We start from the raw sequence: 22276 nt of genomic DNA, 5'->3' as shown, positions 1-22276 counted from the left end.
AGTGAGTTTGCTGGACCCCCGAGAAGCTGCACGTCGTGAGCAAGCCAAGTTTCGGGGGGCCACCTCCGCGCTGGTCGCGAGCCTGATCTGGGGAATCCTGTCCGTCGCCGCCGCGGGTGTCGTCGGGTTCGCGATCGGCGGCATCTTCGAGCAGCTCCGGGCCGTGAACGTCAACAGCGTCTTCGGCACGTGGGACACCGGCATCCCGGTTGCCGTCCGCGGATGGGGCCTGCCCGTCGGCATCCTTCTGCTTCTCGTCTGCATCGGACAGTACGGCAAGTGGAACCACCGGTTCAGCGCACGCGAGAAGGGCTATGCGGCGATCGGCCCGCTCACGATCATCCTGGCCGGGCTGGCCATCGGCACGTGGGTGGCGACGACGATGTGGATCGCGCCCGACGCGATCGGCGTCGCCGTCGACCCGACGTTCGGACAGAACGAGCCGTGGGGTGTCGGCGAGTGGATTCTGTACGCCGGACAGTGGTGGCTCCCCGGTCTTCTCGCGCTTCTCGCGGTGCTCAGCTACATCGCGCGGGTGCGCGCCCTCGCGACGCGTCGCCGCAACAACGCGGTCATCTCGCGTCTTCTGGCCTCGGGCTCGCGCGTCGAGGCGGAGATCGTCGAGGCGCCCCTGCCCGCGCACGACGCGTCGCGGATGGCCGCATCGCTGGTGGCGAAGTTCACCGACGCCGTCGGCACGGATCGCTGGGTCACGACCATGGTGCTCATCGCGCCACGCGAGGTGCCGGCGGTCGGCGACACGCGTCCGCTGGTGTTCGACCCCGCCGACCCCGGTGACACGACGCGCATCTTCCTGTCGCCGACGGGGAAGACGGGCGTCGACGACTTCGAGCCGGTGCAGCCCGCGAGCTGAGGCTCCGTCCGGGAGTCGAGACCCCGCCCGCGGGTTGAGACCCCGCCCGCGGTCAGAAGACGATCGTGTGGTTGCCGTGTCGGATGACGCGGTCCTGCGCGTGCCACAGCACCGCGCGCGAGAGCACCTGGCGCTCGACGTCAGCGCCGCGGCGGGCGAGCTCGGCCGCGGTGTCGGCGTGGGTCACGCGGATCGTGTCCTGCTCGATGATCGGCCCCTCGTCGAGGTCGGTGGTGACGTAGTGGCTCGTCGCCCCGATGAGCTTGACGCCGCGTTCCTTGGCCTTCTTGTAGGGTTCGGCGCCGATGAAGGCGGGGAGGAACGAGTGGTGGATGTTGATGACGGGCACGCCCAGCTTCTCGAGGAAGTCCGACGACAGGATCTGCATGTAGCGGGCGAGGACGACGAAGTCGACGTTGCCGACGAGCAGCTTCAGGATCTCGGCTTCGGACGCCGACTTGTCGGGGCCGGGCGTCGAGGGGACGTGGAAGAAGGGGACGTTGAACGAGCGGACGTCCTCGGCCGACGTGGTGTGGTTGGACACGACCATCGGCACCGTCACGGGGAGATCGCCGCGGCGGTGGCGCCACAGCAGGTCGAGCAGGCAGTGGTCCTGCTTCGACGACAGGATCGCCATGCGCTTGGGCACCGACTGGTCGGTCAGCGACCACTGCAGATCGAACCCGGCGAGCGTCTCGCCGATCTCGGCTTCGATCGACGGACGGTCGACCGCGAAGTTCGGCCGGTGGAACACGACGCGGCAGAAGTAGGCGCCGCGGGTCGGGTCATCGGAGTACTGGTCGAACGCGACGATGTTGCCACCCACGCGGGTGACCATCGCCGACAGGGCGGCGATGATGCCCGGCTGGTCCTGCCCGTGCACGATGAGGCAGGCGTGGGCGGGGTGGAGCGCAGAGTCGATCATCCTTCGATTCTGCCCTGTCCGACGGGCCCTCTCGGCACGTCACTCCCGTCGACTCGCCGGATTCTGCGGGTCCGCGGGGTGCGGCATCCGCGTTTCTTGGCGAGTCGACGGGGGAGACGGGGGAAGGGGAAAGGGGGGGTCAGTCGACGTCGAGGTAGTCCTCGATGACGAACGCGGCCTCGCCGGCGTGGGTCGCCGGGAAGAGGTGCCCGCCGCCTTCGAGGGTCACGAGGCTGACGAGGCCGGGAGCGGCGGCCTGGAGGCGCTCGCCGTTCGCGGGCGGCAGCACGTCGTCGTCGGCACCCTGGATGAGCATGACGGGGACCGTCGGGGCGAGCGCGCGCCATTCGTCGAGCGACACGGCCGCCGCGGCTGCCGCCTGCAGGGGCTCGAGGTCGGTGCGGGGTTCGTCGCCCTCCGCGCCGAGCAGTAGCACGCCGTCGACGCGGTCGGTGTGGTCGGTCGACACGGTGCGCGCGACGGCGCCGCCGAAGGCGTGTCCGCCGACCCAGGCATCGCCGAGTCCGACGTGGTCCATGACGTCGACGACATCCTGTGCCAGGTCGTGCAGCGTGACGCCCTCGGTCTGCGCCGTGCGGTAGCCCACGCGCAGGATGCGGAAGTCCTCCTCGGCCAGCACGTGCGCGAGGGTGCCGAGGGCGGCGACGTTGCTGTACCCGGGGATCAGCACCAGGACCGGCTCGCTGCCGGCATCCTCGACGTAGGGGATGGCGCGGCCCTCGGGCTCGAAGATCTGCGGCTGTGTGTCGGTCATGGCTCCCTCTCGCGGTGTCCTGCGATCTTTCACGGTAGTCGAATCGGCTGAGCACCCGCGGTCGCGGATGCAATGGATCGTGATCGACACCCCGCTGGCGGATGCCGCTCCCCGGGATGTCGTCGATGATCCCTTGCATCGCGGAACGGCCGCCCGCGGCGAGGAAGAGTCAGACGCGCGATGCGGCGATCCGGGCGCCCTCGCCGAGGGAGGCGAGCTTGGCCCAGGCGAGGTCGGGGTGGATGCGGCCGCCGAGGCCGCAGTCGGTCGAGGCGATCACGCGGTCGGCTCCGACGATGCTCGCGAAGCGCTCGATGCGCTGCGCGACGAGCTCGGGGTGCTCGACGACGTTGGTCGCGTGGCTGACGACGCCGGGCACGAGCACGAGGTCGTCGGGCACCGACGTCTGCGCCCACACGCCCGACTCGTGCTCGTGGCGGACGTTGCCGGCCTCGAACGAGATCGATCCGACGTTCGCCTCGAGGACGACGGGCAGGATGTCGGCGAGAGCGACGTCGGTCGTGTGCGGACCGTGCCACGAGCCCCAGCAGACGTGCAGCCGCACGAGCTCCTTCGGCAGCCCGGCGATCGCGTGGTTGATGGCCTCGACGCGGATGCGGGTGAACGCCTGGTAGTCGGCGATCGCGGGCTCCGGGTTGATCTGGTCGAAGTTCTCGGCGAGCGAGGGGTCGTCGAGCTGGACGATGAGACCCGCGTCGGTGATCGCCTTGTACTCCTCGCGCAGGGCGTCGGCCCACGCGAAGATGTGCTCCTCGTCGGTGGCGTAGTACTCGTTGCGCACGCGTGAGGCCGAGCCGGGGGCGATCGCGGTGAGGAAGCCCTGCTCGCCGTCGCGCAGCGTCGCCTTCAGATTGGCGATGTCGGATGCCACGGCCGCGTGCCCGCGGTAGGCGATCGGCCCGGTCGTCGTGGGGAACGCCGTCGCGGTCGCTCCCGCTTCGACGGCGTCGGCGTAGACGGCGGGGAAGAGCTGCCGGTCGCGGCGATCGAGGAACGAGGTGAGGCGGATGCGGCCCGGCTCGGAGCGCACGGGCGGCTCGTTGAACGCGTTGACCTCGGTCAGCGACAGGCCGCTCGCCCGCTGGAACGAGTACGACCACCACGCGCCGTAGTCGACCGCGTTCGACATCGCCTTGCCGAACTCGCCGTCGCCGACCTGGGTCACGCCCGCCTCACGCTGGCGTGCGACCACGTCGGCCACCGCCTGCGCGGTCAGCTCGGTGAACTCGGGGCTGGACTGCAGGGTGAAACCGTCGTCGGCGAAGGTGCGTGCGCGGTTCGCGTCGATGAGGGCCTGCGTGCGGGGGAGGCTGCCGGCGGTGGTCGTGGTGATCTCGGTCATGAGCGTCGCTTTCTCATCGGGTGCGCCGCGACTCTAGCGCCGGGTCCGCGATGGCCCGGCATCCGGCCGTCATCGTGTGACGATGCCGCCCGCGCGGGCGCTCACCAGACGATGCCGCCGCCGACCGAGATCCCGCCCCACGTGAGCAGCACGAAGATGCCGGCGAAGACGACCGGGGCGATGCCCGACCCGCTGCGGGCGAGGCCCTTCAGAAGCGCGATCACGACGAGCACAGCGGCCACGAGCGAGAGGCCCCCGCCGAGGACGAAGCCGATGAACAGCGGGATCGGCATGAGGATGAGCCCGAGGAGGCCGACCCAGAAGGCGGCCCAGGCGGTGGGGTTCGAGCGGCGCACTGCGGAGGAGGACATGCCTCCATTCTCCCGCGTGTGTCAGCGCACGTCGCGCATGAGTGCGAGCACGGGCTTTCGGGCCGCGGCGAGGGCGAGGCCGAGGACGATCGCGATGGCGGCGAGGATCGAGAAGTAGGGCACCTCGTTCTCGGGGTCGTAGAAAGGCGCGAGCAGTCCCGAGATCGCCGTTCCCAGCGAGACCGAGAGGAAGAACAGCGCGACCATCTGCGTCTGGAACCTGGCCGGTGCGAGCTTCGTCGCAGCCGACAGACCGACGGGCGAGATCAGCAGCTCGGCGACGGTGAACACGAACAGGATGCCGACGATGGCGAGCAGCGGTGTCGCCGAGGGGCCGTCCGAGGCGAACGGCAGGAAGAGCAGGAACGCCAGTCCCATGACGATGACGCCCGCGGCGAACTTGATCGGTGTCGAGGGCTGACGCCTTCCGAGCTTCGTCCACAGAGCCGCGAAGACCCCCGAGAGGATGATGATGAAAATGGGGTTGATGGAGTTGACCCAGTCCGGCGGCATCTCCCACCCGAAGATGTTGCGGTCCAGCCGCTTCTCGGCGTAGATCGGGATGACGGTGAACTGCTGCTGGTACAGCGACCAGAAGGCGACGCTGACGATGAACAGCGGGATGAAGCCGTACACGCGCGACCGCTCGGTCGAGGTGATCCGCGAGCTCGAGATGATCACGGTGAAGTAGGCGATGGTCGCGGCGATGACGACGATGACGACGACGAGCGACAGGTTGTCGGCCCGGATGACTCCGAGGGCGATCAGGAGCGCGATGGCCGCGATCGCCGCCACGGCGATGCCGATGACCAGCGGGTAACGCGACCGGGGGAGCGGGTTGGGAACGCGACGCGCGGCCTCGGGCAGCGACCGGCGTCCGATGGCGTACTGGATCAGGCCGATGGTCATGCCGACCGCCGCGGCGCCGAACGCCCAGTGGAACCCGAGGCTCGTGCGCAGGAAGCCCGTCAGGAGCGGCCCCGCGAAGGCGCCGAGGTTGATGCCGAGGTAGAACAGCGAGAATCCGGCGTCGCGGCGGGGGTCGTGCTCGGAGTAGAGGGATCCGACGACCGCCGTGGCGTTCGCCTTCAACCCGCCCGAGCCGAGGGCTACGAGCACGAGCCCGACCGCGACCGAGAGCAGCCCCGGGAGCACCGCGAGCGCGACGTGGCCCGCGACGATGATGATCGCGCTGAAGAAGAGCACACGCTCGGAGCCCAGCATGCGATCGGCGATCCATGCTCCGAGGATCGTCGAGAGATAGACCGCTCCGCCGTAGGCGCCGACGATGCCGACGGCCGTGGCCTCGGGCAATCCCGCCCCGCCGTCCGAGACCGAGAAGTAGAGGTAGTAGACCAGGACGATCTGCATGCCGTAGAAACTGAACCGCTCCCACAGCTCGACGCCGAAGATGTGCGTGAGCGCCCACGGCTGCCCGAAGAAGCGGCGGTCGTTCCTGCTGTCGTCGGAGGAATGATCGCGGGATGCGGTGGTGGCTGCGTCCTCGTGGCTCATGGATGCCGACGATACGCCGCTCAGGGCAAGGAGGGGTGCGCCTCGTGCGGATCGCGGCGTTGCGGTATGCACAGCGCGACGGCGAGGGCGATCACGGCCGCGCCCAGGCCGAGGGCGAACGACACCTGGAATGCCGCAGGTGTCGGCACGGCCACGCCGTCGCGCTCGAGGGAGAACGCGGCGAGCACGGCGCCGATCAGTGCCGCGGCGGTGCTCGTCCCGAGCGAGCGGAACAGGGCGTTGAGCCCGTTCGATGCGCCGGTCTCGGTCGGGGGCACCGAGCGCATGATGAGCATCGGCATGCCGGCGTAGCCGAAGCCGATGCCCACGCCGATGAGGAGATTCGCCGCGAGCAGATGCCAGACCTCGGAGGCCCACACGAGGGAGAAGCCGTAGGCGAGGATCAGGGCGATCGAGCCGAGGACGAGCAGCAGGCGGGGACCGACGGTGCGCGCCAGGCGCCCCGAGAACGGCGAGAGCACCATCATCACCAGGCCCGCCGGCATGACGATGAGGCTCGCCTGCAGCAGCGTCAGCCCGAAGCCGCCGACCGCTTCGGGAAGCTCGAGCATCTGCGGGTACGACACGTTCGAGGCGAAGAGCGAGAAGCCGATGGCGATCGAGGCGAGGTTCGTCAGCAGCACCGCGGGCCGGGCGGCGACGCGCAGGTCGAGCAGCGGGTCGGCGATGCGCAGCTCGAACCACCCCCACACCAGCAGCACGAGGATGCCGCCGAGGCCGCAGGCGAGGGTCGCCGCCGACGCCCAGCCCCACGTGTTCCCGCGCGAGACGGCGAGGAGCACGCCGGTCAGGCCGATCGCGAGGCCGATCGCCCCGATGAGGTCGAATCGGCCGGGGGTTCGCAGCACGCTCGGCGGAACGATGAGCACGACAAGCACGAGGACGACCGCGCCCAGGCCCGCCGACATCCAGAACAGCACGTGCCAGTCGCTCGTCTCGGTGATGAGCGCGCTCACGGGCATGCCGACGGCACCGCCGACGCCGAGGGTCGCCGACATCAGCGCGATCGCCGCGTCGACGCGGTTCTCGTGCAGCACGTCGCGCATGATCGAGATCCCGAGCGGCACGACGCCCGTCACCGCGCCCTGCAGGGCACGCCCGACGATGACGCCGACGATGTCGGTCGACAGCGCCGCGATGATCGACCCGACGATGAGCAGGACGAGCAGCACGAGCACGATGCGGCGCTTGCCGTACATGTCGCCGAGCCGCCCCGCGATCGGGGTGAAGACCGCCGCGGCGAGCAGCGTGGCGGTGACGACCCACGCCGTGTCCTCGCGGCTCGCGTCGAGCAGCTCCGGCAGCTTCGACTGGATCGGGACGACGAGCGTGAACATGAACGAGGAGGCCAGTCCCGCGATGGCCAGCACGGCGACGATCGCGCCCTGCCGCGGCATCCGGGTGAGTCTTCGTCGTTGGTCGTCGCCCGATGCCATCCCTTCAGGCTATCCGCGGCGGCGTAGGGTGGGCTCATGAGCGAGAGCGTTCCCCCGATCCCAGCCGACGTGCCCGCGGGGATCGACATCCGCCCCCTCGAGACCGTCGCCGACATCTTCGCCGGCGCCGCGGTGCTGCGCGAGGTGTGGGGCGGCGACCGCGATTCGGTGCCCACGAACCTCATGCGCGCGCTGGCCTACTCGGGCAACTACGTGGTCGGCCTCTTCGACGGCGACCGGGTCGTCGGCGCGTCGGTGGCGTTCTTCGCCGAGCCCGGAGCGCGGTCGATGCACTCGCACGTGACCGGTGTGCTGCCGGAGTACCAGCAGCAGGGGCTCGGACGCGTGCTCAAGCAGCATCAGCGGGCGTGGGCCTTCGCTCGCGAGGTCGGCACGATCACGTGGACCTTCGACCCGCTGTTCGCGCGCAACGCGCACTTCAACCTGCAGGTGCTCGGAGCCCGCATCAGCGACTACCTCGTCGACCAGTACGGCCTCATGGACGACGGCATCAACCGCGGCGAGGTCACCGACCGCCTCATGGTGACGTGGCCGCTCGCGGCGCCGCCGCAGGAGCGTCCGTCCGACGACCGGATCGTCGCGACGATCGAGGTGCCCGACGACATCCATGCCATCCGCGCCGCGTCCCCGGCCGAAGCCGACGCCTGGCGCGACCGCGTGCGCGCGCAGTTCCTCGAGCACTTCGCGGCCGGGCTCTCCGTCGGCGGCTTCGACGACCAGCGCGGCTACCTCCTCGTCTGGCCCTGACCTGACCTGACCTGCGCCCGCACCCGCAATCGCAGCCGCAACCGAGCGAGGTCCCACTCCGGCCGGGTATCAGCTCTGAGTAACCGGCCCAAGTGGGACCTCGGGGTGTGCGTCGGGGTGGCGCGGGCTACTCGGCGCCGGCGTCGCGCCAGTCGTCGGACTCCATGTGCGAGCCGGCCTGCGGGCCCATCTGCAGCATCCCGCCGTCGACGACCCACGTTGCGCCGGTGACGTACGACGAGGCCGGCGAGGCGAGGAAGGCCACCACGGCTGCGATCTCCTCGGGCTTGCCGGGGCGCGGGATCGGGATGCCGGGACGGTGGGTCTTCTCGGCCTCGTCGCCCTCCATGTCGTTGATGGGCGTCGCGATCTCGCCCGGGGCGACGGAGTTGACGGTGATGTCACGGGGGCCGAGCTCCTGCGCCATCGTCTTCACGAGGCCCTCGAGCCCGTGCTTCGAGGCGACGTAGGCGGCCGAGCCCACGCGCGGCTGCGAGCCGTGGACGCTCGTCACCGCGATGATGCGGCCGCCGTCGCCGGCATCCGCCATGAGCTTCGCGGCGGTCTGCATCCCGAGGAACGCGCCGTCGAGGTTGAGCGCGACGACCGTGCGCCAGCCGTCGAGGTCGAGGTCGAGCACGGGCCCCCCGGTGCCCCCGCCGGCGTTGTTGACGAAGACATCGAGGCCGCCGAGGTCTGCGGCGAGCTGCTCGATGACACCGGGGACCTTCTCGAACTCGGTCGCGTCGAACTGCGCGACGACGGCCTTGCGGCCCCGGGCCCGGACACCCTCGGCGGTCTCGTTCGCGCCCTCCTCATCGGAGTGCCAGGTGACCCCGACGTCCATTCCGGCGTCGGCGAGGGCGAGGGCGGTCGCGCGGCCGATCCCCGAATCGGAAGCGGTCACGATGGCACGGCGAGGAGTGAAGGTCATGCCCTGACGCTACGAACGGACGGCGTGGCGGCGCACCCGGTTGACAAGGGCGCGCGGTAACTCCTCGGATCCGGGCGCCCGAAACCGACGGCGCCCCGTCATCACACGGGAGGTGAGACGGGGCGTCGTCGGATCTGAGGAGTCAGCGCAGGGTCACTCAGCCGAGGCAGCAGCCGGAGCAGCCGCGGCGCCGTCGTCCTCCCGCAGACCCTGGGCGACACCGCGGCCGGTTGCCTGGCCCTGGATGATCTGGCGCAGATCGATGCCGGTCGTGGCCTGCACGGCGTCGAAGGTCGCACGCATGCTCGACGCGCTCTCGGAGGCGATGTGGCTCGACGCGCCGTCGCCGCCGAGCACCGTGATGGAACCGACCTTGTCGAAGCCGCGGGCGAACTCGGTCATCAGCGGCACGAGGGCCTCGATCGCACGCTGCGCGAGCAGGGCCTCCTGGTTCTCGGCGATGGCGGCGGCCTCGGCCTCGATCGCCTCGGCGCGGGCCTCACCCGCCAGGCGCACGGCGTCGGCCTCGGCCTGAGCACGCAGACGCGTGGCCTCGGCCTCCTGGGCGGCGATCTGGGCGCGGGCCTCGGCGGCCTTGACCTCGGCGTACGCGTCGGCGTCGGCCTTGCGCTGGCGCTCGTAGAGCGAGGCGTCGGCGACCTTCTTGATGTCGGCGTCGAGCTGGGCCTGCCGGTTCTCGGCGGCCTGCAGCAGCACGTCCTGCTCGCGCTGTGCCCGGGCGAGGGCCTCGGCCTGCTCCGCCTCGGCACGGGCGCGACCGACCTCGGCGGAGGCGGCGGCGGAGTTCTTGTCGTACGCGGTCTGCTCGATCAGGTTCGCCTCGTCGGTGGCGAGCTGACGCGCCTTGACCTCGCGGGCCGCGTTGATGCGGGCGACCTCGGCCTCGCGGCGCACGCGCTCGACCTCGGTTGCGCCGAGGGCGTCGATGTAGCCGTTCTTGTCGGTGATGCCCTGGATCTGGAACGAGTCGAGGATGAGGCCCTGGGCCAGCAGGTCGCTCTTGATGCCCTCGGCGATCTGGTCCGACAGCTTCTGGCGGTCCTTCATCAGCTGCTCGACGGTCAGCGTCGCGACGACGCCGCGGAGCGCACCCTCGAGCTGCTCGGTCGTGAACTGTTCGATCGCGCCGTCCTGCGACAGGAAGCGCTCGGCGGCGCGACGGACGAACTCCGGGTCCGAGCCGATCTTCACGAGCGCGACGCCCGCGACCATGACGGTGACGCCGTTGGATGCCTGAGCCGTGGGCTCCATCTTGATCTGACGTGCACGCAGCGAGATCATCTCGGCGCGCTGGGTCAGCGGGTTGACGAGGGCGCCGCCTCCGGTGATGACCGAGATGCGCGAGGAGTCTCCCGCCGCGTTCTTCTGGTTGCGACCGACGACGACGAGCGCCTGGTCGGCCTTGGCGACCTTGTACCAGGCCCGCACCATGACCAGCAGGAAGATGAGAAGGATGATGACGGCGATCACGGCGATGCCGCCGATCACGAGCGCGCCTCCGGCGAATAGAGCTTCCATGCTGACCTTTCCCGTGCGTAACGATGTGTCCTTCGACCGTATCGGGGTCGGCCTGCGCGGCGCGACTAGAATCGAGGATGCCGTTGTCTGCGGCATCCGCGCCGCTGGCGCATCCCGAAAACGACCATGAGGAGCCACCTGTGGCCGAGCAGTCCCGCCTCGACAAAGTCATCGCCCTCGCCCGTCACCGCGGGTTCGTCTTCCAGGCGGGGGAGATCTACGGCGGTTCGCGCTCCGCGTGGGACTACGGCCCCCTCGGCACCGAACTCAAGGAGAACATCCGCCGTCAGTGGTGGCAGACGTTCGTCCGCGGTCGCGGCGACATGGTCGGCCTCGACTCATCGATCATCCTGCCCAAGCGCGTCTGGGAGGCCTCCGGCCACGTCGCGACCTTCACCGACCCCCTGGTCGAGTGCCTGCAGTGCCACAAGCGCTTCCGCGAGGACACCCTCATCGAGGACTTCGAGGCGCGCAAGGGCCGCACGGCCGAGAACGGTCTGGCCGATGTCCCGTGCCCGAACTGCGGCACGAAGGGTCAGTACACCGAGCCCAAGTCGTTCTCGGGCCTGGTGAAGACCTACCTCGGCGTCGTCGACGACGAGACCGGCCTGTACTTCCTGCGCCCCGAGACCGCTCAGGGCATCTTCGTGAACTTCTCGAACGTTCTGACCGCGAGCCGCAAGAAGCCGCCGTTCGGCATCGGCCAGGTCGGCAAGGCGTTCCGCAACGAGATCACGCCGGGCAACTTCATCTTCCGCACGCGCGAGTTCGAGCAGATGGAGATCGAGTTCTTCACGCCGCCCGCCGAGGCGCAGCAGTGGTTCGAGCACTGGGTCGAGGCGTGCTGGAACTGGTTCATCGAGCTCGGCATCGACGCCGACAACATGCGGCGCTTCGACGTTCCCGAGGACGACCGCGCCCACTACTCCGCCGGCACGATCGACGTCGAGTACCGCTTCGGATTCCCGGGCAAGGAGTGGGGCGAGCTCATGGGCGTCGCGAACCGCACCGACTACGACCTGGGCAGCCACTCCGAGGCATCCGGTCAGTCGCTGACCTACTTCGACCAGGCCTCCGGCGAGAAGTACACGCCGTACGTCATCGAGCCCTCGTTCGGTCTGACGCGCGCGATGATGGCCTTCCTCGTCGACGCCTACGACGAGGAAGAGGTGCCGAACGCGAAGGGCGGCGTCGACACCCGCACCGTGCTGCGCCTCGACCCGCGCCTGGCTCCCGTGAAGGTGGCGGTGCTGCCGCTCAGCCGCAACGAGCGCCTGTCGCCGCTGGCGCGCGAGGTCGCCGACACCCTCCGGGGCCGCGGCTGGAACATCGACTTCGACGACGCCGGCGCGATCGGGCGCCGCTACCGCCGTCAGGACGAGGTCGGCACGCCGTTCTGCGTCACCGTCGACTTCGACTCGCTCGATGACCGCGCCGTCACGGTGCGCGACCGCGACTCGATGGCCCAGGAGCGCATCGCCCTCGACGCGCTCGAGGGCTACCTCGCCGAGCGCCTGCGCGGCGCCTGACGCACCTGCGGGCGGAGAACGTCGCGAACCTCGGAGCCATCCTGTGATGGACTCCGAGGTTCGCGCTTTTCTCCGACGTTCGTGCCCGAGGTCGAGACCGCGGGTCAGGGGGTCCGGCGACGACGGAGCGCGAGGAACAGGCCGCCGGCGGTCAGGAGGACCGCGGCCGCGAGTGCTGCGCCCCACGGCAGTTCGCCGCCGGTCGCGCTGAGGCTGCTGCCCGCACTGGCCGTGCCGCCCGCGCCGCCGCTGCCGCCCGCGCCGCCGCTGCCCGCCGCGCTCACGACCGTCACGGCCACACGGATGTCGTCCAACCCGGGTGAGGTGATCACGAGCGTGTGCTCGCCGACCTCGAGGTCTCGGGGGATGGCGACGACGAAGCGCACCTCGCCCGCCGCGTCGGCCGCGGGGATGCCGCTGACGACGATCGGATCGCTGTAGAGCGTGGCGCCGATCTGCTGCTGCGGCTCGAGGCCCGAGACCCGCACGGGCAGCGATCCGCCCTGGGCGACACGGCCGTCGCCGACGTCGATCGTCGCCCACGCGGCGGGTTCGGCCGGTTCGCCGGGCGTGGTCACCGACTCGACGAGGTGCAGGACGCCCCACCGCGAGGTGGTCTGGTAGCCCGTTCCGGTCGGCTCGGCCCACGTGTGCACGGCGAAGCGCGACCCGCCGCGGGCGTCGTTCACCTGCGCGTCGAAGCCCTGGAAGGTGCCGGCGCCGCCGAGCGGAACGTCGCTCTGCCCGCCGGACTGGCCGACGAGGTCGATCGCCGCCTCGACGATGTACCCGTCGGCGGTGCGGGCGGTCGCGCTCTCGAGCAGTCGTGACCGCTGGAGCGCCTCGTTGCCGGTGCCGAAGGTGACGTCGCCGTCCACGGTGATGCGGATCTGCGTGTCGTTGGGACCGTACGCGCCGTTCTTCGTGTTTCCGAGGTCGAGGAAGATCTCGACGCCGTCGCGGTTCCAGGGGTCGCTGTTCGCGGTGTCGATCTCGGGGTCGACGACCTCGAACAGCGCGTAGAGCACGTTGTCGCGCCAGAGCGTGCGGACCGTCGCTCTCGCCCCGGCGGCGTCGCCCTCGACGCGCTTGGCGGTCTCGATCCGCGGCGCGGCAGCCCACGCGTCGTCCACGACCGCGTCGACCGTGATCGCCTCGGCGCGGGGGATCTCGAGGTACGACAGCTCCTCGTAGAAGGTCAGCTGACCCGTCGCGCCCGCGGAGTTCCATGATCCGGCGAGGCCGTCCGCACTGAAGACGCGCACATCGAACGCGGCTGTCGCGCCCACGGTGGGCGCCTCGTGCGGCAGCCGGACGACGGAGTAGAACGCGCCCTCGGCCTCGACGGTCCGGCCAGCGAGCGTGCCGCCGGCGCCGAAGACGGCCTGGTCGTCGCCGTAGGTGAACTCGATCCGCTCGGGCCGCGCGTTCGAGCGGACCAGCACTGTGAGATGGTCGTCGCTCCAGCGCGTCTGGAAGCCGCCGGCGTCGCCGGTGAGCGGATGCTCGGGCAGGTTGCGCCACGCGGGGGAGTCGACGATCGCCCCGTCGAGGTCGACGTCGCCGCGGAACACATCCGCGGTCGTCACGAGCGGCGGCAGGCCGTCGTCCTGACCGATCGCGCCGTAGAACGCCGACTTCGCGCTCAGGTCGCCCGCGAACAGCAGCGGCGCCTGCTCCGAGCGCCACGAACGCGCGTCGGTGAGACCCCAGACGGTGACCGAGTAGAGCCCCTCGGATGCCGGTGCCCCGGCGTGGTAGTCGCGGAACACGTCGAACGCGTCGCGGTAGTAGTACCCCTGGCGCGCGAGGTTCGCGGCGGTGGCGGGGTTGACCGTGACGTCGAGCTCGGTGACGGCCTGCATGAGGCCGAGACCGGCGAACCGGTCGAGCGTGCTCTCGAGAGCGCTGACGGGGGTGTTGATCGAGACGTGGAACTGGTGGCCCACCCCGTCGAGCGGCGTCCCGGCATCCAGCATCCGCCGGATGAGGGCCTCGTACTGCGTGCCCTTGGCGTCCTGCTCGGTGTTGTAGTCGTTGATGAACAGCTTCACGGGGCGGTCCGAGCCCGGGGCGGCGTAGTCGACGTTGAACGCCTGGTCGGCGAGCCGGAAGGCGAGGTGGATGAACTCCTCGCCGAGGACGTCGTGCCACCGGCTGGTCCGCAGGCCGTCGGGCGTCGCCTGATCGGAGATGACCTCGTTGACGACGTCCCACGCGACGAGGGGATTGGTCTCGGATCCGAAGAGGCCGTAGTCGTCGGCGATCGATCGGGCGACGTCGTCGATGTGGGTCGCGAGCCGGTCGCGCAGCAGCTGCTTGTCGGCTTCCGAGTCGGCGAGCTCGCGCCCCGACGCATCCTGGAAGAACCAGTCGGGGGTCTGCGCGTGCCACAGCAGGACGTGTCCGTAGAGGCGCAGGTCGTTCGCGGCCGCGTAGTCGAGCAGCGCGGTGGCCTGCGGGTGGCGCTGGAACCGCTGCTGGTCGTCGTACCAGGCCTCGACCTTCATGTGGTTCTCGGGCGTGATCTGGTCGAAGTGGTGCCGGAGCAGGTCGGATGCCGCACCGCCGGTCTCGCGCTGATCGATCGCGACGCCGACGGGGAAGTCGGTCGTGTTCTTCAGCGGCGTGAGATCGAGGTCGCCCTCGCCGGCCTCGGGCACCGTGACCCGGACCTGATCGACGAGGAACGGCGAGGTGTTGCCGGAGTTGTAGCGGGCCTCGATGTAGAGCTCGGCGGCCGCGTCGTAACCGGGGACGGTGATGTCGCCGGCGACGGTCGTCCATCCGGTCGCCGAGACGCTCTCGGCCTGCAGGAGGTTGGTGTAGGTGACCGTGCCGCCGTCGTCGGTGCGCATCGAGACGGTGAGACCCTGCCCGGGGTCCGCGCCGGGCGCGAAGCGGAGGGCCGCCGAGAATGCGTAGGTCTGCCCCGCGAGGAGGGTGTCGGTGACGTCCAGCAGGATGCCGTCACCCTCGTGCGTCCGGTCGCTGACGAGTGCCGCGTGCGACGATTCGTCGGCTCCGCCCGGCACGACCTCGACGGTCGGGCCCGCGCCGCTCGACCCGACCCGGGGCTGCCAGGCGCCGAGGGCGCCGTCGTCGAACGCGCTCTCGATCAGAACGGTGCCGGGGGTCTGCGGGCCGGTTCCGGGATCCGTGCCCGGATCGCCGGACGTCGCCGTGACGGTGACGTCGTCGACGAGGTAGGTGTACGCGGCCGTCCCGGCGATGTCGCCCGCGCCGAGGTACAGCCGCACGTCCTCGGTGGTGGCCGGCGACGTCCAGGTCCCCGTGACGGTCGTCCAGTCGTCGGCCGTGATGGTCGTGTTGCCGATCCAGGTGTATCCGGGGACGCCGACCCAGCGCGCCTGCGTGTCGGGCGTGCCGGCGGCGAGACGCAGGCGCGCGCTGACGGTGTATTCGGTCTCGGGCTCGAGGACGCCCGCCGCGGTCTGGATGCCGACGTAGTCGGCGTCGCGGTCGTGTACGACGAGGGCTCCGTCGGCGTAGAGGAGGGTCGAGCCGTCACCGCCGCTCTGCGTCAGCCCGTCGCCGAGTGAGGGGGTCGAGAAATCGTTGGCGATGACGGGGGCGGCGGCCGTGGGGGCCGCGGCGGCTCCCGTCGCGGCGAGCAGCGGTGCGGCGAGGGCCGCGGTCGCCGCGACTGCCAGTATTCGGGGTCGACGAATTCGCATGGTTCGAGCGCTCCTTTGCGCAGACCGGGGGAACGGATTGTCGACTACTCAAACATATCCGCCGCGTTCCGCCAGCCTTTTCGAAAACCCCCGGTGATCAGGAGCTCGCAGCCTCCTTCGCAGCGGCTTTCGCCGCGCGCTTGTACTCGCGCACCTTCGTCAGCGACTCGGGCGAGACGATGTCGGCCACCGAGCGGAAGGAGCCCTCGTCGCCGTAGGAGCCGGCCGCCTCGCGCCATCCGCTGCCCGCGAAGCCGTACTGCTTGCCCAGGAGCGCGAGGAAGATCTTCGCCTTCTGCTCGCCGAAGCCGGGAAGCGCCTTGAGCCGCTTCAGGACGGTGGGTCCATCCGGGTCGCCGGAGGTCCAGATCGCCGAGGCGTCGCCACCCCAGTCATCCACGATCGTCTGGCAGAGCGTCTGCACGCGGCCTGCCATCGACCCGGGGAACCGGTGCACGGCGGGCGTCTGGCGGAAGACCTCGACGAACTCCTCGGGGTCGTATCCCGCGATCGTCGCCGCGTCGACCGACCCCGCGCGCTCGCGGATCTTCAGCGGGCCCGTGAACGCCGTCTCCATGGCGATCTGCTGGTCGAGCAGCATCCCGATCAGCAGCGCGAGCGGGTTCTCGGTCAGCAGCTGATCGGCGTCGTCGTCGTCGGTGATGTGCAGGCTCATGCTCCCCATGTTCTCATCGGCGAGACGGCAGGATGGGGGGATGACGGATCTCGTGACGCACGCCCACGACACCCGGGTCGTCGTGGTCGGCGGCGGAATGGCGGGTGTCGTTGCGGCTCTGGAGTGCGCGCGACTCGGCCTGCGGGTCACGCTGATCGAGGCCGGGCCGCATCTTGGCGGCTCGCTCGACCGCGCGGCGTTGGGCGACCTGACGGTGGATGCCGCGGCCGACGGCCTGCCGGCGTCGGCGAAGACCCTCGCGACCCTGATCGACGAGGTCGGGCTGACCGGCGACCTCGAGACCGCCCGCGACGACGAGCTCTGGCTCGGCGCCGGCCCGAACGGGCCCGCGCCGGCACCTGCCGAGACCGTGCTCGGCATCCCCGCCAATCCGTGGGCGGAGGACGTGCGGCGGCACATCGAGACCCGGGGTGCCTGGCGGGCCTATCTCGACCGCGTTCGCCCGCCCCTGACCGTCGGGCGTCGCCGCAGCCTGGGCGAGCTCGTGTCTTCGCGCATGGGCGAGCGCGTGCGCGACCGCCTCGTGGCGCCCTACGTGCTCGCCGTACACGGCGTCGCACCCGAGTTCATCGACGTCGACGCCGCCGCACCGTCGCTCAACCCCGCGCTCACCCGGACCGGCTCGCTCAGCGGCGCGGTCGCGCAGACCCTGCGCGCCGGTTCACCCCGTCGTCAGGCTCCGCGCGGCGGGCTATTCCGCCTGATCGATGCCCTCGACGCTCGCCTGCGGGACTTCGACGTCGACATCCGCACCGGCGCGGCCGTGACGGAGATCCGTCGCGAGCGCGACACCTGGCTCGTGCGTGCCGAAGGCGTCGAAGAGCCCGTGCCTGCCGACCTGCTGATCGTCGCGGCAGACGAAGACACCGCTCGACGGCTGCTCGCCCCGCACGTCGAGCTTCCCGAGAGCGCCGAGCCGCGCCCGCAGCCGTTGGATGTCGTGCTGCTGCGCATCGCCGGAGTCGACCTGCCCGGTCGCGGGTCACTCGTCATCGGCCCCGGGGCAGAGCCGGTCACCGTGCGTCCGATCTCGCGGACGTGGCCCTGGATCGGCGCGGCGCTGCCCGAGGGCGAGCACATCCTCCGGGTGACCGTTCCCGACACCGACGCGCCCGATGCGGATGTCGTCGAGACCGCGCGCATCGCGGCATCCGAGCTGAGCGGAGCAGCGATCCCGGCGGATGCCGTCCGCGCCTCGGCGCGCATCACCTACTCCCGCGCGGCACCGGCGTCGTTGCTCGGTCATGACGAGGCGGTCCAGAGCATCCGGTCCCGCGCGCGCTCGGTTCCGGGGCTCGCGCTCGTGGGCGGGTGGCTGTCGGGGAACAGTCTCGAGCGGGTCGCCGCCGACGCGATCGCCGAGGCCGACGCGGCGCGCCACGCGGTGCTGTGGCGCGGGGTCGATCCGGCATGATAGTCGGCTCCGCCCGGTTACGGGAGTGGATACCTGAGGCGGCATACGGCGATAGCCTGGGACCACGCAGCAACGTCGAACGTGAGGAGACCCCATGAGGGGCAAGATTGGCATCGCCGTCGGACTCGCCGCGGGCTACGTGCTCGGGGCACGCGCCGGGCGTCAGCGCTACGAGCAGATCAAAGAGAAGGCCCAGCAGGTCTGGGAGCTCGATCCCGTGCAGAAGCAGGTGGGCAAGGTCACCGAGCTCGGCAAGTCAGCCGCCCTCGCCGTGCCCAGCGTCGTCTGGGACAGCGCGAAGAAGGTCGTGAAGGCCGCGAGCAAGAGCGGCACTCCCGGCGAGAAGCTCGACGCGGCCGTCTCCGAGGGCGAGAAGGCCGCCGGTGACGTGCGCAAGGCCGCTGAACGCGACGCACGCAAGGTCGCCGACGCGAGCGCCGTGGCGGACAGCTGAGATGAGCACGCCCCGCGGATTCCGCGACCGCGCCGACGACAGCCTGTTCACCCTGATCGGCGAGATCCCCGAGCTGGTCCGCAACCTCGTCGTCGCCGAGATCGACTCGGCGAAGGCCTGGGCCAAGAAGACGGGAAAGGATGCCGGCCTCGGCGGCGTCTGGTTCATCGTCGCGCTGTTCTTCCTCTTCTGGACGATCCCGGCCATCGGCGCCTTCGCGATCATCGGACTGTCGTCGTGGCTGCCCGCCTGGGCGGCGTCGCTCATCGTGATCGGGATCCTGCTCGTGATCGCCGCCGTGTTCGCGGTGCTGGGCCTCTTGCGCTTCAAGCGCCTGAGCTCGCGCCAGAACCCCGCCCAGGCGATCTCCACCGACGCCAAGATCGTGAAGGAAGTGGCCGATGAGTTCTGAGCTCCCCGACACCGCCGTACCGCTGGGCATCACCGATCCGGTCGAGAAGGCGCGCGCCGAGCTGAAGGCCGCGCTCGCCGCGATCGAGCACAAGGCGAACCTCCCCAAGCGCGCCGTCATCGCCACTGACCGAGCCAGCCGCGAGGCGCGCGCATACGCGCAGCGCAACCCCGCCGGGGCGACCGCGGCAGCGGTCGGCGTCGCCGTCGCGGTGGGCGCCGTGGTCTGGGGCATCGCCCGACTGATCGCGCGCTGACGCCGTCGGGTCCGCCCAGCGGGCGGGAGGCGAGCCGTTCTCGGCCAACCGAGTCCGGATCGATACCTCCCGCCGCCGCCTCGCGTCCGCAGCGGAGTATGCTCGGACAACGAGGCAGCGGCGATGGAGCGAATGCTGCCGATGTTGCGCATCCGGGCCTGCACCGCCCGGAGAAGGAACGTGCGTCGGCCGCTCTTCCGGGGGCGGTGGCGCCTCATGAGAGCCACCATATGCATGTCGAGCCCGGCCCCGAGCCGCAGAAGCCCCTTCGGGGGTGGCGCGTGCTCGTGCCGCGCGGAGGCCCGTGGGGAGACCAGGTCGCGGCTCTCCTGCGTTCGCAGGGCGCTACGCCGGTCATCGCGCCGCTCGTCAACTTCGCGCCCACGACCGATGTCGCCGATCTCGAGGGGGCACTCGCCGAGCTCGCGGCGGGAGCCTTCGACTGGATCACTCTGACCAGCGCGACCACCGTCGACGTGCTCTACGCCTACCGGGCGGAGATCCCGGCGCACACCCGCGTCGCCGCCGTGGGCGAGACCACGGCCGCCGCGCTGACCGCCGTCGGGTACCGCGTCGATCTCGTGCCGGACGAAGACGATTCGGCGGCGGGGCTGGCCGAGCAGATCCTTGCCATCGAGGCCGAGCCCACGCGCGTCCTCGCGCTGCGCAGCGAGGTGGCCAAACCCGTCCTCACCCGGATGCTCGTCGAAGCTGGTCACGATGTCCGCAGCGTCGTGGCCTACCGGACCGTCGGCGTCCCGGTGACCGAGCGCATCGCCGCCGATGTCGCGAGCGGGCGCATCAACGCCGTGCTCGTGACCAGCGGCTCCGTCGCCGAGCAGGTCAGCGAGCAGTTCCCCGACCTTCCCGCCTCGACCCTGATCGCGGCGATCGGTCCCCGAACCGCGCGAGACGCGCGCAAGCTCGGTCTCGCCGTCGACGTGGTCGCGGCCGAGACGACGATCTCGTCGCTCATCGATGCGATCGCACGCCAGCCATCGCCGGCATCCGACGCTCCCGCGTCGTGACGTGATCGTGGCGGCGATCGTTGCCGGTCTGTGAGCATTTCGTGAGCGTCCGACTGGCAGACTGAGATGCATGGTGACGCTTCTGCTCGACTCCGCTCAGCTCGAAGTCGTGCTGTCGGCGACCGAGCGTGCCGCGGCATTCCGTCAGCGGAATGTCCTGGTGTCACGGGAGAACATCGCGCGCGTCCAGCTGACGGATGACGCGTGGTCGTGGCTGCGCGGCGTGCCGCGCCCGGGGCTTCTGGTGCCCGCGGTCATCGCGGCAGGTTCCTTCGAGTCGGCCGGCGGCACCGACTTCGTGCTCGTCCGGCGTCGCCGGCCGTCGGTCGTGGTCGATCTCGAGGGCGACGACGAGTTCCAGCGGCTGATCCTGACGACCCGGCACGGGGTCGCGCTCGTGCGAGCCCTGCGCCTCGAGGTTGAGAACGAGCCCGCAGACGTCGCGGACCTGGTCGATCAGGCGACGTCGCGCCGCCACGACACGGCGTAGCCGATCACAGCGAACACGACCGCGTAGGCCGCGAGCACGAGCCCGCCCGCCCACCACTCCAGCGGCTGACCGGCGCTGCCGCCCATGGCCGCGTAGATGCTGTCGCCCGCGAGCGCATCCGAGGCGGCGCCCGGAAGGAAGCGCACGACGTCGGCCAGCCCGTCGACCATGCTCGCTCCCACGCGGGCGATCGGCTCGACGAACTGGGTGAAGGCGAGGATGCCGACGACGGCGGCGATCTGGTTGCGGATGAGGGTGCCGAGCGCGATGCCCACGAGCACCCAGAGCACGAGGGCGAGCAGCATCCGTCCGAGGAACGCCCAGGTCTCGGGGCGTCCGAGCTGCGGGTCGACGCCGAACAGCGCCAGCATCCCCCCGCCCGCGGCGACCGTCGACCCGACGGCGGCGACGCCGAACACGAGACCCATCACGACGCCGGCGATCATCTTGGCGGCCAGCGCGACGCCGCGCCGGGGCGTGGCCAGGAAGGTCGGTGTCAGGGTCTTGTGGCGGTACTCGCCGGTCACCAGCAGCGAGCCCACGACGAGCGGGAAGACGTATCCCATGGCGGTCGCGAGCCCGTAGATGAGGCTCGGCAGTCGGTCGCCGAGCCCGGTCGGCAACGACGTGGTGCCGGGGAGGGAACCGTTCTCGCCGGCCGCGAAGACGGCGGCCATGCCCCCGGCCGTTCCGCCGATGTACAGGATGAGCACGATCAGGAGCACCCACCAGACCGAGGTGGAGAACTGCTTCGTCAGTTCCGATCGGGTCGCGTTCACGAGGTTCATCGCGTCTCCTCCCCGGTGGCGGCCGACGGGTGCACGCGCGCGCCGCTCACCAGTTCGAGGAAGACCTCTTCGAACGCCGGGCCCTTCCGTTGCAGCGCGGTCAGGGCGATGCCGGCGTCGGCGGCGATGCGTCCGACCGTCGGGGCGTCGGCTCCGCGCACGGCGAGGCCGGTGCGACGCTCGTCGCTTTCGAAGCCGGCGGCCGAGATGGCGCGGCGGAGCGCCTCGCGGTCTTCGGCGTCGACGACGGTCGCGATCTCGTCCTGCGGCACGACGTGCTCGATGCCGCCCTGGTAGACGAGGCGGCCGCGCGTGATGATCATGAGCGAATCGACCGACTGCTGCACCTCCGCGAGCAGGTGCGACGAGACCAGAACGGTGCGTCCCTCGGCGGCGAGGTCTCGGAGGAAGCGGCGGATCCAGCGGATGCCCTCGGGGTCGAGTCCGTTCGTCGGCTCGTCGAGGACCAGGACGCCGGGGTCGCCCAGCAGTGCGTAGGCGAGGCCGAGGCGCTGCCGCATCCCGAGCGAGAACCCGCCGACCTTCCGCCCGGCGACGTCGCCGAGACCGACGATGCCGAGGGCGTCATCGACGCGGGACGCGGGGATCCCGGCGGCGTGCGCGTAGACCCGCAGGTGCGCCGCCGCCGATCGGCCGGGGTGGAAGCTCGACGACTCGAGAACGGCGCCGACGGTCTGCAGCGGGTGCTTCAGATCGCGGTAGCGCTGCCCGCCGATCGCCGCCGAGCCCGACGTCGGGGCGATGAGGCCCAGGAGCATACGCAGCGTCGTGGTCTTGCCGGCGCCGTTGGGCCCGAGGAAGCCGGTGACCGCGCCGGGTTCGACCCGCGCCGTCAGACCGTCGACCGCCGCGACGGGGCCGAAACGTTTGGCCACGTCGGTGAACTCCAGCACCTGTCCGTCCGCCATCGCGCCCCCTCTCGCCGGGTGGTTCGGCTCCCATCCTGCCCGACACGCCGCGTTCACCGC

The 22276-nt window shown here is 70.8% G+C and carries 21 protein-coding genes; 9 read left to right on the top strand and 12 right to left on the bottom strand.

Annotated elements, in window-relative coordinates:
* Position 1: 1 nt before the first annotated feature.
* Positions 2–874, top strand: coding sequence for a hypothetical protein (locus MTS1_RS07400; RefSeq protein WP_023952764.1), 873 nt, complete (start codon positions 2–4; stop codon positions 872–874).
* 52 nt (positions 875–926) lie between these two features.
* Here MTS1_RS07400 and purU read toward each other — a convergent pair whose 3' ends face one another.
* The 6 genes from purU to MTS1_RS07370 all read right to left on the bottom strand — a co-directional run bounded on the left by purU (position 927) and on the right by MTS1_RS07370 (position 7241).
* Positions 927–1799: a formyltetrahydrofolate deformylase gene (gene purU / locus MTS1_RS07395; RefSeq protein WP_036304691.1), complete on the bottom strand. Its 873-nt coding sequence runs from the start codon at positions 1797–1799 to the stop codon at positions 927–929.
* A gap of 139 nt (positions 1800–1938) precedes the next feature.
* Positions 1939–2574 carry an alpha/beta fold hydrolase gene (locus tag MTS1_RS07390; RefSeq protein ID WP_023952763.1) on the bottom strand — a complete coding sequence of 212 codons (636 nt, stop codon included), beginning with the start codon at positions 2572–2574 and terminating at the stop codon, positions 1939–1941.
* A gap of 169 nt (positions 2575–2743) precedes the next feature.
* Entirely contained in the window at positions 2744–3937 is a 1194-nt protein-coding gene (locus MTS1_RS07385; protein ID WP_023952762.1) for a cobalamin-independent methionine synthase II family protein, read from the bottom strand.
* A gap of 101 nt (positions 3938–4038) precedes the next feature.
* Positions 4039–4308, bottom strand: a complete 270-nt coding sequence (locus MTS1_RS07380; protein ID WP_023952761.1) for a hypothetical protein — start codon at positions 4306–4308, stop codon at positions 4039–4041.
* 21 nt (positions 4309–4329) lie between these two features.
* A complete protein-coding gene (locus tag MTS1_RS07375; protein ID WP_023952760.1) occupies positions 4330–5823 on the bottom strand; it encodes a peptide MFS transporter in 1494 nt (497 codons plus the stop codon).
* Positions 5824–5843: 20 nt separating this feature from the next.
* Positions 5844–7241: an MFS transporter gene (locus MTS1_RS07370; protein WP_036304690.1), complete on the bottom strand. Its 1398-nt coding sequence runs from the start codon at positions 7239–7241 to the stop codon at positions 5844–5846.
* A gap of 75 nt (positions 7242–7316) precedes the next feature.
* On the opposite strand from MTS1_RS07370, the gene MTS1_RS07365 reads away from it, so the two are divergent.
* A complete protein-coding gene (locus MTS1_RS07365; RefSeq protein ID WP_023952759.1) occupies positions 7317–8048 on the top strand; it encodes a GNAT family N-acetyltransferase in 732 nt (243 codons plus the stop codon).
* Between the two features lie 127 nt (positions 8049–8175).
* On the opposite strand, the gene MTS1_RS07360 is transcribed toward MTS1_RS07365, so the two are convergent.
* Complete coding sequence (locus MTS1_RS07360; protein ID WP_023952758.1) at positions 8176–8982, bottom strand: SDR family oxidoreductase; 807 nt, start codon at positions 8980–8982, stop codon at positions 8176–8178.
* A gap of 153 nt (positions 8983–9135) precedes the next feature.
* Positions 9136–10521 carry a flotillin family protein gene (locus MTS1_RS07355; RefSeq protein WP_023952756.1) on the bottom strand — a complete coding sequence of 462 codons (1386 nt, stop codon included), beginning with the start codon at positions 10519–10521 and terminating at the stop codon, positions 9136–9138.
* A 140-nt stretch (positions 10522–10661) separates the two neighbouring features.
* On the opposite strand from MTS1_RS07355, the gene MTS1_RS07350 reads away from it, so the two are divergent.
* Entirely contained in the window at positions 10662–12050 is a 1389-nt protein-coding gene (locus tag MTS1_RS07350; protein ID WP_023952754.1) for a glycine--tRNA ligase, read from the top strand.
* 104 nt (positions 12051–12154) lie between these two features.
* Here the strand turns inward: MTS1_RS07350 and MTS1_RS16030 are convergent, their stop codons facing one another.
* Positions 12155–15748 (bottom strand): endo-1,4-beta-xylanase, encoded by a 3594-nt coding sequence (locus MTS1_RS16030; RefSeq protein ID WP_023952752.1) that lies wholly within the window; start codon positions 15746–15748, stop codon positions 12155–12157.
* A gap of 97 nt (positions 15749–15845) precedes the next feature.
* Positions 15846–16424 carry an HhH-GPD-type base excision DNA repair protein gene (locus MTS1_RS07340; RefSeq protein ID WP_036305188.1) on the bottom strand — a complete coding sequence of 193 codons (579 nt, stop codon included), beginning with the start codon at positions 16422–16424 and terminating at the stop codon, positions 15846–15848.
* Positions 16425–16464: 40 nt separating this feature from the next.
* Between MTS1_RS07340 and MTS1_RS07335 the strand changes: the two genes are divergently transcribed.
* The 6 genes from MTS1_RS07335 (at position 16465) to MTS1_RS07310 (ending at position 20499) form a co-directional block, all read left to right on the top strand.
* A complete protein-coding gene (locus MTS1_RS07335) occupies positions 16465–17859 on the top strand; it encodes an NAD(P)/FAD-dependent oxidoreductase (protein ID WP_023952748.1) in 1395 nt (464 codons plus the stop codon).
* Between the two features lie 94 nt (positions 17860–17953).
* Positions 17954–18313 carry a hypothetical protein gene (locus MTS1_RS07330; RefSeq protein ID WP_023952746.1) on the top strand — a complete coding sequence of 120 codons (360 nt, stop codon included), beginning with the start codon at positions 17954–17956 and terminating at the stop codon, positions 18311–18313.
* Position 18314: 1 nt separating this feature from the next.
* Positions 18315–18725: a phage holin family protein gene (locus MTS1_RS07325; RefSeq protein ID WP_023952744.1), complete on the top strand. Its 411-nt coding sequence runs from the start codon at positions 18315–18317 to the stop codon at positions 18723–18725.
* Positions 18715–18981 (top strand): hypothetical protein, encoded by a 267-nt coding sequence (locus MTS1_RS07320; RefSeq protein WP_023952742.1) that lies wholly within the window; start codon positions 18715–18717, stop codon positions 18979–18981. The genes MTS1_RS07325 and MTS1_RS07320 overlap by 11 nt, the downstream gene beginning before the upstream one ends.
* A 230-nt stretch (positions 18982–19211) precedes the next feature.
* On the top strand, positions 19212–20009 hold the full coding sequence (locus MTS1_RS07315; protein WP_023952740.1) for a uroporphyrinogen-III synthase: 798 nt from the start codon (positions 19212–19214) through the stop codon (positions 20007–20009).
* Positions 20010–20079: 70 nt separating this feature from the next.
* Positions 20080–20499, top strand: coding sequence for a hypothetical protein (locus MTS1_RS07310; RefSeq protein ID WP_023952739.1), 420 nt, complete (start codon positions 20080–20082; stop codon positions 20497–20499).
* Here MTS1_RS07310 and MTS1_RS07305 read toward each other — a convergent pair.
* Together MTS1_RS07305 and MTS1_RS07300 are read right to left on the bottom strand one after the other, a co-directional pair.
* Positions 20466–21287 (bottom strand): ABC transporter permease subunit, encoded by an 822-nt coding sequence (locus MTS1_RS07305; protein WP_023952738.1) that lies wholly within the window; start codon positions 21285–21287, stop codon positions 20466–20468. The two genes, MTS1_RS07310 and MTS1_RS07305, sit on opposite strands and share 34 nt — an antisense overlap.
* Entirely contained in the window at positions 21284–22216 is a 933-nt protein-coding gene (locus MTS1_RS07300) for an ATP-binding cassette domain-containing protein (protein ID WP_023952737.1), read from the bottom strand. Before MTS1_RS07300 ends, MTS1_RS07305 begins: the two co-directional genes overlap by 4 nt.
* Between the last annotated feature and the right edge of the window lie 60 nt (positions 22217–22276).

It is taken from the genome of Microbacterium sp. TS-1 (genome assembly GCF_000509385.1).
GTDB lineage: Bacteria > Actinomycetota > Actinomycetes > Actinomycetales > Microbacteriaceae > Microbacterium > Microbacterium arborescens.
This window is presented reverse-complemented; position numbering and strand designations above follow the sequence as displayed.

Bases quoted from the DNA above. Each gene is read 5' to 3' on its own strand.
- purU (WP_036304691.1), bottom strand. From the start codon at position 1,799: ATGATCGACTCTGCGCTCCACCCCGCCCACGCCTGCCTCATCGTGCAC.
- MTS1_RS07390 (WP_023952763.1), bottom strand. From the start codon at position 2,574: ATGACCGACACACAGCCGCAGATCTTCGAGCCCGAGGGCCGCGCCATC.
- MTS1_RS07385 (WP_023952762.1), bottom strand. From the start codon at position 3,937: ATGACCGAGATCACCACGACCACCGCCGGCAGCCTCCCCCGCACGCAG.
- MTS1_RS07380 (WP_023952761.1), bottom strand. From the start codon at position 4,308: ATGTCCTCCTCCGCAGTGCGCCGCTCGAACCCCACCGCCTGGGCCGCC.
- MTS1_RS07375 (WP_023952760.1), bottom strand. From the start codon at position 5,823: ATGAGCCACGAGGACGCAGCCACCACCGCATCCCGCGATCATTCCTCC.
- MTS1_RS07370 (WP_036304690.1), bottom strand. From the start codon at position 7,241: ATGCCGCGGCAGGGCGCGATCGTCGCCGTGCTGGCCATCGCGGGACTG.
- MTS1_RS07365 (WP_023952759.1), top strand. From the start codon at position 7,317: ATGAGCGAGAGCGTTCCCCCGATCCCAGCCGACGTGCCCGCGGGGATC.
- MTS1_RS07360 (WP_023952758.1), bottom strand. From the start codon at position 8,982: ATGACCTTCACTCCTCGCCGTGCCATCGTGACCGCTTCCGATTCGGGG.
- MTS1_RS07355 (WP_023952756.1), bottom strand. From the start codon at position 10,521: ATGGAAGCTCTATTCGCCGGAGGCGCGCTCGTGATCGGCGGCATCGCC.
- MTS1_RS16030 (WP_023952752.1), bottom strand. From the start codon at position 15,748: ATGCGAATTCGTCGACCCCGAATACTGGCAGTCGCGGCGACCGCGGCC.
- MTS1_RS07340 (WP_036305188.1), bottom strand. From the start codon at position 16,424: ATGAGCCTGCACATCACCGACGACGACGACGCCGATCAGCTGCTGACC.
- MTS1_RS07335 (WP_023952748.1), top strand. From the start codon at position 16,465: ATGACGGATCTCGTGACGCACGCCCACGACACCCGGGTCGTCGTGGTC.
- MTS1_RS07330 (WP_023952746.1), top strand. From the start codon at position 17,954: ATGAGGGGCAAGATTGGCATCGCCGTCGGACTCGCCGCGGGCTACGTG.
- MTS1_RS07325 (WP_023952744.1), top strand. From the start codon at position 18,315: ATGAGCACGCCCCGCGGATTCCGCGACCGCGCCGACGACAGCCTGTTC.
- MTS1_RS07320 (WP_023952742.1), top strand. From the start codon at position 18,715: ATGAGTTCTGAGCTCCCCGACACCGCCGTACCGCTGGGCATCACCGAT.
- MTS1_RS07315 (WP_023952740.1), top strand. From the start codon at position 19,212: ATGCATGTCGAGCCCGGCCCCGAGCCGCAGAAGCCCCTTCGGGGGTGG.
- MTS1_RS07310 (WP_023952739.1), top strand. From the start codon at position 20,080: ATGGTGACGCTTCTGCTCGACTCCGCTCAGCTCGAAGTCGTGCTGTCG.
- MTS1_RS07305 (WP_023952738.1), bottom strand. From the start codon at position 21,287: ATGAACCTCGTGAACGCGACCCGATCGGAACTGACGAAGCAGTTCTCC.
- MTS1_RS07300 (WP_023952737.1), bottom strand. From the start codon at position 22,216: ATGGCGGACGGACAGGTGCTGGAGTTCACCGACGTGGCCAAACGTTTC.